12 protein-coding genes are annotated in these 13,142 nt (G+C 58.8%); 8 read left to right on the forward strand and 4 right to left on the reverse strand.

Annotation, left to right across the window (positions count from 1 at the left end):
* Window positions 1–59 precede the first annotated feature (59 nt).
* The 3 genes from AC2FD9_RS16010 to AC2FD9_RS16020 are packed head-to-tail and all read right to left on the reverse strand — an operon-like array spanning window position 60 to window position 4,170.
* On the reverse strand, window positions 60–638 hold the full coding sequence (locus AC2FD9_RS16010) for a dimethylsulfonioproprionate lyase family protein (RefSeq protein ID WP_496837798.1): 579 nt from the start codon (window positions 636–638) through the stop codon (window positions 60–62).
* Window positions 635–1,717 carry an alcohol dehydrogenase family protein gene (locus AC2FD9_RS16015; protein ID WP_496837800.1) on the reverse strand — a complete coding sequence of 361 codons (1,083 nt, stop codon included), beginning with the start codon at window positions 1,715–1,717 and terminating at the stop codon, window positions 635–637. The genes AC2FD9_RS16010 and AC2FD9_RS16015 overlap by 4 nt, the downstream gene beginning before the upstream one ends.
* Window positions 1,717–4,170 (reverse strand): FAD-dependent oxidoreductase, encoded by a 2,454-nt coding sequence (locus tag AC2FD9_RS16020; RefSeq protein WP_496837802.1) that lies wholly within the window; start codon window positions 4,168–4,170, stop codon window positions 1,717–1,719. Before AC2FD9_RS16020 ends, AC2FD9_RS16015 begins: the two co-directional genes overlap by 1 nt.
* Before the next feature lie 67 nt (window positions 4,171–4,237).
* On the opposite strand from AC2FD9_RS16020, the gene AC2FD9_RS16025 reads away from it, so the two are divergent.
* The 3 genes from AC2FD9_RS16025 (at window position 4,238) to AC2FD9_RS16035 (ending at window position 6,714) form a co-directional block, all read left to right on the forward strand.
* Complete coding sequence (locus tag AC2FD9_RS16025; RefSeq protein ID WP_282169878.1) at window positions 4,238–5,125, forward strand: MurR/RpiR family transcriptional regulator; 888 nt, start codon at window positions 4,238–4,240, stop codon at window positions 5,123–5,125.
* Window positions 5,122–6,210 carry an aromatic ring-hydroxylating oxygenase subunit alpha gene (locus tag AC2FD9_RS16030; protein WP_496837804.1) on the forward strand — a complete coding sequence of 363 codons (1,089 nt, stop codon included), beginning with the start codon at window positions 5,122–5,124 and terminating at the stop codon, window positions 6,208–6,210. Before AC2FD9_RS16025 ends, AC2FD9_RS16030 begins: the two co-directional genes overlap by 4 nt.
* A gap of 120 nt (window positions 6,211–6,330) precedes the next feature.
* Window positions 6,331–6,714 (forward strand): carboxymuconolactone decarboxylase family protein, encoded by a 384-nt coding sequence (locus tag AC2FD9_RS16035; protein ID WP_058273646.1) that lies wholly within the window; start codon window positions 6,331–6,333, stop codon window positions 6,712–6,714.
* A gap of 69 nt (window positions 6,715–6,783) precedes the next feature.
* Here AC2FD9_RS16035 and AC2FD9_RS16040 read toward each other — a convergent pair whose 3' ends face one another.
* On the reverse strand, window positions 6,784–7,386 hold the full coding sequence (locus AC2FD9_RS16040) for a helix-turn-helix domain-containing protein (RefSeq protein WP_058273647.1): 603 nt from the start codon (window positions 7,384–7,386) through the stop codon (window positions 6,784–6,786).
* A 147-nt stretch (window positions 7,387–7,533) separates the two neighbouring features.
* Between AC2FD9_RS16040 and glyA the strand changes: the two genes are divergently transcribed.
* The 5 genes from glyA to AC2FD9_RS16065 all read left to right on the forward strand — a co-directional run bounded on the left by glyA (window position 7,534) and on the right by AC2FD9_RS16065 (window position 13,037).
* Entirely contained in the window at window positions 7,534–8,787 is a 1,254-nt protein-coding gene (glyA, locus tag AC2FD9_RS16045) for a serine hydroxymethyltransferase (protein WP_496837807.1), read from the forward strand.
* An 11-nt stretch (window positions 8,788–8,798) separates the two neighbouring features.
* Window positions 8,799–10,181, forward strand: coding sequence for a dihydrolipoyl dehydrogenase (lpdA, locus tag AC2FD9_RS16050; protein ID WP_496837809.1), 1,383 nt, complete (start codon window positions 8,799–8,801; stop codon window positions 10,179–10,181).
* A gap of 14 nt (window positions 10,182–10,195) precedes the next feature.
* Entirely contained in the window at window positions 10,196–11,140 is a 945-nt protein-coding gene (gene lipA / locus AC2FD9_RS16055) for a lipoyl synthase (protein ID WP_496837810.1), read from the forward strand.
* A gap of 25 nt (window positions 11,141–11,165) precedes the next feature.
* Window positions 11,166–12,536, forward strand: coding sequence for an alanine/glycine:cation symporter family protein (locus tag AC2FD9_RS16060; RefSeq protein WP_108860658.1), 1,371 nt, complete (start codon window positions 11,166–11,168; stop codon window positions 12,534–12,536).
* A gap of 78 nt (window positions 12,537–12,614) precedes the next feature.
* Entirely contained in the window at window positions 12,615–13,037 is a 423-nt protein-coding gene (locus AC2FD9_RS16065; protein WP_058273652.1) for a universal stress protein, read from the forward strand.
* The last annotated feature ends 105 nt before the right edge of the window (window positions 13,038–13,142 follow it).

Here is a 13,142-nt window from a genome sequence, read left to right on the forward strand (position 1 = left end):
CCATTTCGCAACACAGGCATGCCCACATTGGGATGGCCAGATAGGTATCGGAATGGTTTTCATGCCGCATCCATTTGTGGCAAGTCGTTCAATCCTTGTCCTCGCCAAAGAACGAAAGCCAGAATTGGCTCGTCGGTTGTTGTCATCGCGTGGCTCTGCCAGCTTCGGTGATGCCGTGTCTGATTGGGGCCGACGTAAGTCTGGTCTTCTTCGACGCGGAACTTCGCCCCGCCGCCTACGATCAGATAGAGTTCTTCGGCCTGATGGCTGTGCCAATCATAATCCAGGCTCGCCCCCCAGTAAGCGACGTAGCCGCGCATTTGGGTCGAGTGGAAATGCCCGGTTGGGCCGAACAGCTCATAATAGCCATAGCGGTTAAGAAAATCGGCACCGACCTCCTCCTCAGTATAGGTGTGTTGCCACCGCGCCAGATGTGCGGTTGCCCTGATCGCGTCTGAAAGGGATCGCGTTGCGTGCCCGGTCGCGAAGTCAGTTTGCTGAATCAGTTCAACGGCGGGGATTTGGTTTGGCTCCTGATCCGTTGGCGTAAGGTCATTAGGCCAAGCGCCGAATTCTGAAAGTTCAGGATGTGATTGATGCAGCTGTCGGGCAGCTTCGAGAACGTCGTCCATCGTCATGGGATCACCACGATGTTGCCGGTGTGCTGCTTGGCAATGAAAGCGGCCTGTGCCTCGCGCAACTCTTCCAGGGGATAGGAGGCGGCCAAGGCGGGCTTGATCTCACCGGCCTCGATATACTGAACGATGTTACGCATCACCTGCGGGTCAATCACGGTAGAGCCGGTGAAGGTCAGGTCACGCAGGTAGAACGTGCGCAGATCGAATCCGACCATGGGCCCGGCTATCGCGCCCGAGCAGGTGTACCGCCCGCCACGCTCCAGAACGTCGATCAGGTTTGGCCAGTAGGGACCACCAACCACATCGGCCACAACGGTGACCTTTTCATCGCCAAGCGCCGCGCGCAGATTTTCCGGGGCACGAGACAAGATTTTGTCGGCACCCAGTTCGGCAACGTCTGCGTGTTTTGCGTCCGACGCCATCGCGATCACCCGTGCACCCCGGCGTTTGGCAAGTTGCACCAAGGCACCGCCAACCCCGCCCGAGGCTCCGGGCACCAGAACCGTGTCAGTGTCAGTAACATTTGCGCGGGTCAGCATGCCTTCGGCAGTCGAATAGGAACACGAGAACGTGGCCAGTTCGGCATCCGACAGGTCGGACCGGATCGGCACCGCGTTAACCGCCAAGGTCGTGGCGTATTCGGCGAATCCACCGTCCCGTTCCGAACCGAAAAAGCCGGTTTTGTCCTTATTACCCGGATCAGACGGGTCGCGCAGCCATCCATCGGTGATGACGCGTTGACCGATCAACCCGGGGTCGACGCCATCGCCCACGGCGACGATTTCCCCGCAGATATCAGCCCCTTGGATTCGGGGAAAAGTGATGGGCGCGCCGCCCCATGTCGGATCCTCGTCACTGACTTCCTCGAACGCGCTGCCCGTCGTCGCATCGGTCACGGCTTTTGAGTACCAGCCGGACCGCGTATTGACGTCCGTGTTGTTTAACCCGCAGGCAGCGACTTTGATCAACACCTCGCCCGCCGCGGGTTCCGGGCGCGGCCAGTCTTTGTGCAGCACCATTTGTTCCAAGCCGCCATGGCCCATCGTGACCATGGCCTTCATTTTGTCAGGCAAGCTCATTATGCAGTCTCCAGAATAGCGTCGGTGCGGGGCAGCAGGCTTTGCGGATCATAAGCAGGTTCGCCCAGAACACAGGTCGCGCGGGGTTGGCCGTGGATAACGACCTGTAACTCGGTGCCGGGGGCAGCAGCCTCGGGCTTGATGTACGCAAAGGCGAGTATCTTGCCGACCGTGTGCCCATAGACGACTGAGGCTGTTGAGCCCACGACACGTCCATCCAGCATCACTGCTTCTCCACCGTGGCCGTCAATTTCACCATCCGGCTCGATCTGCAGATACGCGCAGACCCACGGCAAGTCAGTGTTCAGGGTTTTGTCTTTACCCAGATACTCCTTGTCGGAGCGGGCAAAACGCAGCACGTCAGCCTCGGCCAAAGTGACCTCGTTGGTCAGCTCGCCCGCGCCCTTGAACCCCTTCTCCATCCGCATCACGTTCATGGCAAAGCTGCCATAGTCGGCGATGCCATACGGTTCGCCTGCGGTCCAAAGCGCGGTGTAGACATCGAGGCAGGCGGCATTGGGCATGTGCAGCTCCCACCCCAACTCACCGGCATAGGACATGCGGAAGGCCCATACTTTGTGGCCGGCAATGGTGATTTCCTGTGCCGACAACCAGCGAAAGCCAGCATTGGTCAGATCGGCATCTGCGCACTGTCCCAGCACGTCACGCGCCCTCGGACCGTTCAGCGACAGGGCGGACCAAACGTTGGACAGCGCGGTTATCTGAACATCCTCGTCCGCGCGCTGTTGTGCCAGATGATCCAGCAGACGCTGCTCAAAGAAGGCAGCGCAGACCAGATAGAACCGATCCTCAGCCATTCGGACAATCGTGGTCTCCAACTCGATCCGACCACGGCGGTTTAGCATGTGCGTCAGCGTGATTGAGCCGACCTTTTGCGGCATCCGGTTGGCGGTCAGCCGGTCCAACAGCGCGTAGGCATCAGGGCCCGAGACTTCGACCTTGGTGAAGGCGGTCACGTCCATGATGCCCACGCGTTCGCGCACCGCTTTGACCTCAGCCGCGACCATGCCATCCGCAGGGGTCCGGCGGAAGGAGTGGTGATCGCGCTGCTCGACCTCATCCCGCGCGAACCAACGGGGGCGCTCAAAGCCATAAACCTCTTCATGTACAGCACCCTTGGAATTCAACAGATCATAGAGAGGCGACGGCTTTATCGGACGCCCTTCCAAACGGTTTAAATGCGGGAACGGGATCTCGTGGCGCAGGCAGTAGTCTTCCTCAGCCTTGATCACCTGCCAATCCTTGTTCGCATAGCTTCCGAACCTGCGTGGATCGAACTCACGCATCGAGATATCGGCCGCGCCATGCACCATCCAGCGTGCCAACTCGCGGGTCAGACCCGGCCCCCAGCCGATGCCGATCTGCGTCCCACAGCAGCACCAGTAATTCCGCACACCTGGCGCCGGCCCGATCAGAGGGTTGCCATCGGGCGGATGCGAAATCGCCCCATGCACATCGCGCTGAATGCCCAACTCGGCAAAGATCGGCATGCGGTTCAGGCTTTCTTCAAGCCACGGCATCACCCGGTCGTAATCGGCATCGAACAGCCAGTTCTCGTATTCCCAGGGGCAATGATCATGCCAGACCGAGTTCGGGTTCTCTTTCTCGTATATCCCGATCAGGCCGCGCTGCTGCTCCATCCGGATATAGCCCGAGACCTTGCGGTCATCGCGAATCACCGGCAGTTCCTTGTCCAGATTCTGGAATTCGGGCACCGGTTCCGTCACAAAATAATGGTGCGTCATCGAAGTCATGGGCAGTTGCAGTCCCGACCACTCACCCATCTGACGGGCATAAGTGCCGCCAGCGTTCACCACGTGCTCGCAGGTAATGGCGCCCATTTCGGTTTCGACCACCCACTCGCCATTGTCGGCCTGCGTGATGTTGGTGGCGCGGCAATTGCGGAAGATGCGCACGCCCTTCTGACGCGCCCCGGTTGCCATCGCCATGGTGACGTTGGTCGGGTCCACATGTCCATCATCCGGCGTGTGCAGTGCACCCAGAACGCCGTCGAGATTGTAGAACGGGTGCAGTTCCGCCACCTTTTCAGGTCCGACCAGTTCAATGCTGAACCCCAGCGACCGGCCCACAGACAGGGTGTGACGCAGCCAGTCCATCTCATCCTCGGTATAGGCCAACCGGAATGAACCACAGCCATGCCATGTCACTGGCTGGCCGGTCTCAGCCTCCAGCAGGCCGGAATACAAACCGATGTTGTAGTCGACGCATTTGCCCAACCCAAAACTGGACGTCGAATGCGTGATCTGCCCAGCGGCGTGCCAGGTGCTGCCACTGGTCAACTCAGCCTTTTCAAGCAGGACGGTGTCGTCGCCCCAGCCTTCGTGCGCCAGATGATAGGCCAGACCGACCCCCATGACGCCGCCACCGACAATCACCACGCGGGAATGGGACGGCAGATTCTTCTCGGACATGATTTTTCCTCTCCCGAGTCGCGTTTCTGCTCGACAGGCTAATTCCACAAATGTACCATCGTCAATCATGAATGACACAAATGTATCATCAACTGTTCTGGATCGCCTGTCCGAAGAATGGGACGCCCTGACGCCCGAGGCGCAGAAGGCCGCGCGCTACGTGCTGGAAAACCCAACGGACGTTGGGGTTTCTACTGTGCGCGAGATTGCCGAGGCCGCCAGAGTAAAACCGAACACCTTCGTGCGGATGGCCCAGCAGGTGGGGTTCGAAGGCTACGAAGATTTCCGTGCCCCGTTCCGGGATGCGATCCGGCAGGGACGTGTGTCATTTCCGGACCGCGCCCGCTGGTTGCAGGACATCGGCAAGTCAGGGGAACTGGGCGGCCTCTATGCCGATATGATCGGCGCCGCGATCCGCAATATCGAAGAAACCTTTGCCGGGATCGACGCCGCAAAGCTGAAGGCCGCGGCCGAGGATATCTGGAATTGTCGCCAGATTTTCACACTGGGCGTTGGCGTCAACAATTCTAACGCGCGAAACTTCACCTATCTGGCCTCAACCGGCATGAAGCAGTTTCACGCCATCCCGCGTCCCGGTTCCACTCCGGTGGATGATCTGGCATGGGCGGATGAGCAAGACGTGCTGATCGCGATCACCTGCCATCCCTACCGCACTGAAGTCATCGACGCTATCAAACTGGCGCGGCAACAGGGAATGACCGTCATTGGCATTTCCGACAGCCCGGCCAGCCCGGTGATCCTGAACGCACAGCACGGTTTTGTCGTTGCCGCCGACACACCACAGTTCTTTCCGTCCTCGGTTTCGACCATCGCCTTGCTGGAAACGCTGCTGTCTTTCGTGATCGCCGTTTCCAGCGATGAGATCGTCGAACGGGTGGAACGATTTCACCAACGTCGCCACCAGCTTGGCCTCTACGCGGAGGAACCCGAATGAACGCACCTCTGACGCATTCACTGGACGCACGGTATTATACCGACCCCGCGATTTTCGCGCAGGAGATGCAGGGGCTTCTGGCCCGCACATGGCAATTCGCCGGGCATGTGGCGCAGGTTCGGGAATCGGGCGATTACTTTGCTTTTGAAATCGCCGGGCAAAACCTGTTCTGCATTCGGGGCCGAGACGGCGAAATTCGCACGTTCTATAACGTGTGCCAGCACCGCGCGCATGAAATGGTCACCGGTGCTGGTAACACCCGCGTCGTGGTCTGCCCCTATCACGCCTGGACCTATGAGCTGTCCGGCCAGCTGCGCGCGGGACCCAATATCAAATCCGTCCCCGGTTTTGACCGCAGCGCCATCTGCCTGACTTCGGTGCGGACCGAGGTGTTCAACGGATTCATCTTCGTCAATCTCGACGACGATGCAGCTCCGATGGACGACTGGTATCCCGGCGTGCGCGAGGAAATCCGCGCGTTCGTTCAGCATATCGATGATCTGGAACCGCTGGAATGGGTCGAAATCCCGGAAAACTGCAATTGGAAGGTCAGTATCGAGAATTACTCGGAGTGCTATCATTGCCCGACCAACCACCCGACCTTTGCCGAAGGTGTGGTCAAGCCCGAGACCTACGACATCCAGCCCGATGCAGGCGGCGGTTACGTGCTGCGTCATACGACCGAATGCCAAAGCCTCGACAAGATGACCTACCCCATCGACCTGTCTGTGCCGCACGCGGGCGATTATCAGTCATGGTTCCTTTGGCCGATGTTCTCGTTCCAGTGTTACCCGGGCAATGTGCTGAACACCTATCACTGGCGCGCGGTCGATGCCGATCACTGCACCGTCTGGCGCGGCTGGTACACCGAGGGCGGCTCGGAAAGTGCGGTGATCCGGCAACTGGCTGTACAGGACCGTGAAACCACGGTCGAGGAAGACATCCATCTGGTTGAAAGCGTCCATCGCGGCCTGAAATCCCGCGGCTACCGCCCCGGTCCGCTCGTACTGGACCCGGGTTGTGGTGTGATGTCGGAACACTCGATTGCCCGTTTGCAGCAATGGATGCGCGAGGGGGTGGAGTAATCTGTGTGCGCCCAAAAGTGACCTGCAGGATCGGATCGAACGGGTACAGTTCAAAACGAACCCACAATATGATCGCATTTACGAACACCGCGCAAAGCGATGAAGAACCGGAGACCTTAGATGGCTGATATTTTCGACGAAGACCTGTTCCTGAAAGGCCTGGAGCAGCGCAAGAACACGCTTGGTGCGGAATATGTAGAAAAGAACCTGGCGGCGGCCGATGACTTTACCCGCCCGTTTCAAGAAGCGATGACGGCGTGGTGCTGGGGGTTTGGCTGGGGCGATGACGTGATCGATGCCAAAACGCGATCGATGATGAACCTGTCCATGATCGGCGCGCTTGGGAAGATGCATGAATGGGAAATTCACTGCAAAGGTGCGATCAACAACGGCGTCTCGCCCGAGGAAATCCGAGCCATCATCCACGTGATTGGCATCTACTGTGGCGTCCCGCAAGCGCTGGAGTGTTTCCGCGTTGCCCGCAAGGTGCTGGGCCACACCTGACCCAGAGACCGTCTTATACTTCAAAAAGCGGCCGCTGGGGCCGTTTTTTTCATGCCTTGTGGGTCGCGCTTATTCGAGTGACACCCACAGCACCTTCGCGTCTTCCTCACTGGTTGAAATGCACCCGTGCCCCATCCCGCTGTCATAATAAAGCGAGTCACCAGCCTTCATCGGCAGCGGGCGATAATGCTCTGATACAAAGATCAGCTCGCCACTGATGACATACATGAACTCTTCACCCGTATGCCGGATCCAGTTTTCGAACTCTGACAGGTCGCGGGCTTTGATTGTCGCGATATAGGGCAGCATCCGCTTGCTGGTCAGCTCGGGACACAGCAATTCGTGCAAATAGGTCGGTGTGCTTTTTATCTCGCCTTCACCTTTCGGGGTAAAGTCGCGCCTTCCCGAAATCCCCGATTGCCCGGACTGCAGAAACAGCTGAGGGGTGCTCATATCCAGCGCCTGTGTCAGCCTGCGCACGATGTCGAAACTTGGCCGCGTCTGGTTGTTCTCGATCTTCGACAGGGTGGACCGACCGATTCCCGCCGCGCGTCCGGCTTCCTCCAAAGTCCAGCCTTTTGCACGTCGTGCATCGCGGATGGAACGCCCCAGAACCTCACCTTCGTCCTGATCTTCCGGTGAGGAAACATCACCGCGAGTCTCGTCGCCCATAAATATCTCCCTGTTTTACCGGAGTTTACAGAATTCCCTCAAACCACACAACTTCACAAATGTGAGATATATGTTGCTTTAGCTGCACGAATTCCACTATAGGAAACAAAATTTCGTACTGAGGATTCGGTGCCTGAGGAGGAAACCATGTTCAAAACGTCGCTTACCGAAGCAGATCCGGTTGTCGCTGCGTCAATTGCGCGAGAAGGCAAACGTCAGGCTGAACAGATCGAATTGATCGCGTCCGAGAATATTGTCTCGCAAGCTGTGATCGACGCGCAAGGGTCAGTCCTGACCAACAAATACGCCGAAGGGTACCCTGGCCGTCGCTACTATGGCGGCTGCGAATTTGTAGACGAAGTTGAATCCGAGGCCATCGACCGTCTGAAACAGTTGTTCGGCTGCGAATACGCCAACGTTCAACCCCATTCGGGCGCGCAGGCAAACGGCGCTGTTAAATTGGCCCTGCTCAGCCCCGGCGACACAATCCTGGGCATGTCGCTGGATGCGGGTGGCCACCTGACGCACGGTGCCAAACCAGCACAATCCGGCAAGTGGTTCCGCCCGGTTCAGTACGGCCTGACCGATGCCGGTCTGATTGACTATGATCAGGTCGAAGAACTGGCGAAAGCCGAAAAGCCGCAACTGATCATCGCTGGCGCATCCGCCTATTCGCAAAAGATCGATTTCGCCCGCTTCCGCGCCATTGCGGATGAGGTCGGCGCTTGGCTGCTGGCGGATATGGCACATATCGCCGGTCTGGTCGCAACCGGGCTGCACCCCTCGCCTATCGGCCACGCGCATGTGGTTACCTCGACCACACATAAAACCCTGCGCGGTCCGCGCGGCGGGATCATTCTGACGAATGACGAGGCGCTGGCGAAAAAGATGAATTCGGCCGTATTCCCCGGCCTTCAGGGCGGCCCCTTGATGCATGTGATTGCCGGTAAGGCTGTCGCGTTTGGCGAGGCGCTAAAGCCCGAATTCAAGGACTACATGCAACGCGTTGCGGATAGCGCATCGGCGCTGGCAAACGTCATGATGGCGCGTGGATGTGACATCGTTTCGGGCGGCACGGAAAACCACCTGATGCTGGTCGATCTGCGCCCGCTGGGCGTGACCGGCAAAGACGCAGAAGCCGCGCTGGAGCGTGCCGGTTTCACCTGCAACAAGAACAGCGTGCCGGGCGATCCGCAAAAACCTACCGTGACCAGCGGTATCCGGCTGGGTACCGCAGCAGGCTGCAGCCGCGGGTTTGGACCGGAAGAGTTCAAACAGATCGGTCACCTGATCGGCGACGTGCTCGAGGCCTTGGCCCAATCCCCCGAGGGCGACGCGAAGATCGAAGCCGAAACCCGCGAAAAAGTCCGCGCACTCTGCGCCAGCCACCCGATCTACTGAAAGACCGTTCAATGAGTATCTACGACCTAATCGTCATCGGGGGCGGACCCGGCGGATATGTTGCAGCAATCCGCGCAGCACAACTGGGCATGAAAGTCGCCTGCGTTGAAGGCCGCGGTTCGCTTGGCGGAACCTGTCTGAATGTGGGGTGCATACCCTCCAAAGCGTTGCTGACCTCCTCGGCTAAGTATGCCGAGCTTGCACATCTCTCCTCCCATGGCATTGCTGTCGAGGGGGCCAGCATCGACCTGAGCTCGATGATGGGTCGCAAGGACAAGATCGTCGGCGATCTGACCAAGGGCATTGCGTTTCTGTTCAAGAAAAACGGCGTCGATCTGGTTGAGGGCTGGGCCAGTATCCCCTCTGACGGGCAGGTCAAAGTTGGCGACGATGTTTATGAAGCCAAAAACATCCTGATCGCCACCGGTTCCGAGCCAACCCCGCTAAACGGGATCGAGATTGACGAGCAGGATATCCTAAGCTCGACCGGAGCGATCGCGCTGGATGCTGTTCCCGAACATCTGGTGGTCGTCGGTGCTGGCGTGATCGGCCTGGAACTTGGACAGGTCTGGTCCCGATTGGGCGCGAAGGTCACGGTTGTTGAGTATCTTGACCGCATTCTGCCCGGAATCGACGGCGAGATAGCAAAACTCGCACAGCGCGCCCTGTCAAAGCGTGGCCTGAAGTTTCAGCTGGGGCGCGCACTGAAAACCATCGACAAAACCAACGTTGGGCTGACGCTGACATTGGACCGGGTCGGCAAAGACAAGGAAGAGGTGATCGAAGCCGACAAGGTTCTGATCGCCGTCGGACGCCGCCCCGTATCGCGCGGGCTTGGGTTGGAAGATCTGCGGATAGCCCTTGACCCGCGCGGCTTCATTCAGGTGGACACGTCGTTCCGCACCTCGGTTCCCGGCATCTATGCGATTGGCGACTGTGTCCCCGGCCCGATGCTTGCCCACAAGGCCGAAGAAGACGGCGTCGCCTGTGTCGAAATGCTGGCCGGTGAAACCGGGCATGTGGACTACAATACCGTTCCTGGCGTTGTGTATACGGACCCCGAGGTCGCTTCGGTCGGTTTGACAGAGGAAGCGCTGAAAGAAGCCGGGTCCGAATACGCTGTCGGCAAGTTTGCCTTCATGGCCAACTCACGCGCGCGTTCGACTGGCGAGACAGACGGAGCCGTCAAAGTACTGGCCGACCCAAATGGCAAAATCCTGGGCGCGCATATCTGCGGCGCACATGGCGGTGACCTGATCGCCGAGCTGGTTCTGGCCATGACCAAGGGCGTAACCGTCGGCGAAGTCGCCTCAACCTGTCATGCGCATCCGGCAATGGGCGAGGCCGTCAAGGAAGCCTGCCTGGACGCCATGGGCCGCGCAATCCACGCCTGAGAGGGAACAGCCAGATGACCATCCAGCTTCGCACCCGCCATCCGGAAAAAGCCAAAAAGGCCGACAGCGTCATCCCGCGAAAGCCCAAGTGGATTCGCAAGAAAAAGGTCGACGGGCCCGAATATTACGAGACCCGCCGCCTGATGCGCGACCACAATCTGACGACGGTTTGTGAAGAGGCTGCATGCCCCAACATCGGCGAATGCTGGTCCAAGCGCCACGCCACCATGATGATCATGGGCGAAGTCTGCACCCGCGGCTGTTCCTTCTGCAACGTCTCAACAGGACGCCCCAATGCACTGGACCTGTTCGAGCCGGGCCGTGTTGCTGCAGCGGTTATGAAACTAGGCTTGCGCCACGTAGTGATCACCTCGGTCGATCGCGATGATCTGGCAGACGGCGGGGCCGAGCATATCGCGCAAACCATCCGTGCCGTGCGTCATCAGAACCCCGGCACCACGGTCGAGGTGCTAACCCCCGATTTTCTGGGCAAAGGCGATGCGGCGGATGTGGTGTTCGATGCTGCCCCGGACGTGTTCAACCACAATCTGGAAACCGTTCCGCACCTGTACCCGACCGTTCGCCCCGGCGCACGCTACTATACTTCACTGCGACTTCTGGATGATGCCAAGCGCGCAAACCCAGAAATCTTTACGAAATCCGGCTTGATGGTTGGCCTGGGCGAGAGCCTGAATGACGTGCGTCAGGTCATGGACGATCTGCGCGCGGCTCAGGTCGATTTTCTGACCGTGGGTCAATACCTGCAGCCGACCCCAAAACACCATCCAATTGACCGGTTCTGGTCACCGGAGGAGTTCGCCCAACTGGAACAGATCGCAAGGTCCAAGGGCTTTTTGCATGTGTCGGCGACGCCGCTGACACGTTCCTCGTTCCACGCCGACGAAGATTTTGCCGCCCTCAAGCAGGCCCGCCAGCGGGCCATCGCCAAAGGGGCATAAACCAAACGCAAATGGGAGGGAAACCATGGAAGCGTTAAATTCAATCGTAGGAGCCATCAATGGCGTCGTATGGGGGCCGCTGATGCTGGTCCTCATCCTTGGCGTCGGCTTCTTCCTGCAGGTCGGGCTGAAATTCATGCCGATCCTGAAAATCGGCACCGGCTTCAAGCTGCTGTTTGCTGGCCGCGAAGGCCAAGGTGATGGTCAGATCAGCCCGTTCAACGCGCTGATGACGTCGCTGTCGGCAACCATTGGTACCGGCAACATCGCCGGTGTGGCCACTGCTGTCTTCCTGGGCGGTCCGGGCGCTTTGTTCTGGATGTGGATGACCGCCCTGGTGGGCATGGCCACCAAATATGCCGAAGCTGTTCTGGCGGTTAAATACCGTGAAAAAGACGAGCTGGGCAATTTTGTCGGCGGCCCAATGTACTACATCAAAAACGGCCTCGGCGCGAAATGGGCCTGGCTGGGCGTTGCATTTGCCCTGTTCGGCGCAGTTGCAGCCTTTGGCATCGGAAACGGCGTGCAGGCCAACGGCGTGGCCCAGGTTCTGGAATCGAACTTCGGCGTGAACACTTCGGTCACCGGCGTTGTTCTGATGGTCCTGACCGCAGCCGTTATTCTGGGCGGCATCACCCGCATCGGTGCGGTTGCTGGTAAACTGGTTCCGGCCATGGCAATTGCATACATTGTTGCAGGCCTTTTGGTTCTGATCATCAATATCGGCGAGATCGGCAACGCGCTGTCACTGGTCTTCACCTACGCCTTCACGCCGTCCGCCGCCGAAGGTGGCTTTGCAGGTGCAGCCGTTTGGGCCGCCATCCGTTTTGGTGTGGCACGTGGTGTGTTCTCGAACGAAGCCGGTCTGGGTTCGGCTCCGATTGCTCACGCGGCAGCCGAGACCAAAGGTCCGGTCAACCAGGGCCTGATCGCGATGCTGGGTACGTTCATCGACACAATTATCGTGTGCTCGATCACCGGTCTGGCGATCATCTCCACAGGTGCATGGACCTCCGGTGAATCCGGTGCGGCCTTGACCTCGCTGGCATTCGCCACGTCGCTGCCGGGTGGCGGTGCTCTGATCGCAATCGCTCTGTCGATCTTCGCCTTCACAACCATCCTCGGCTGGTCGTTCTACGGCGAAAAATGCGTCGAGTTCCTTCTGGGTGTTAAATCCCTGATGCCGTACCGCGTTCTGTGGATTGTCGCGATCTACTTCGGCGCAACCGCGGATCTGGGCTTTGTCTGGCTGCTGGCGGATACGCTGAACGCCATGATGGCCATTCCGAACCTGATCGCCCTGGCCCTTCTGAGCCCGATCGTCTTCAAACTGACGAAAGAGTTCTTTGCCTCGGGCGGCAAATCCGAAGAGCCGGGCGGCACGCCTGCCGAATAATCCGGCCCTGAAGAATACGGGGGGCCATTCCGGCCCCCCGCCTTTGAAATAGAATTCCATATCTCGAGGAGAGACGTGATGGCCACGAAAATCCTGCTGCCTATTGACCATACCGACGACCGCTCGTGGAAACTGGCCCTGCCGGTCGCACTGGAACAGGCGAAGTTCTACGGTGCCGAACTGCATGCGGTTGCCGTCATCCCCGAGATCATCCAATTACCGAACCTGCCTGCCAACTACGGCGCTGGTGCCAAAGACCACGTGCGCAATGCGGTTCAGGCCATACTGGATCACGGCAACGCTTCTGACGTGCAAGTGCATGTTGAAGAAGGCAGCGTCTACCGCGAAATCCTGAAGTTGGCCTACAAGGACGGCTTTGATCTGATCGTCATGGCGTCAACCAAAGGCGATTTTCCGAATTATGAGATTGGCCCAAACCTGGCCCGTGTCGTGCGCAACGCGCATTGCACCGTCATGGTCGTTCGTGACCAGTCTCGCTGATCGAAAGGCTAGAGATATGACTGATTTAAAACGCACCCCATTGCATTCTTTGCACGTTGAGTTGGGGGGTAAGTTGGTTGATTTTGCTGGGTGGGAGATGCCTGT

The organism is Ruegeria sp. YTSC230 (genome assembly GCF_059609665.1).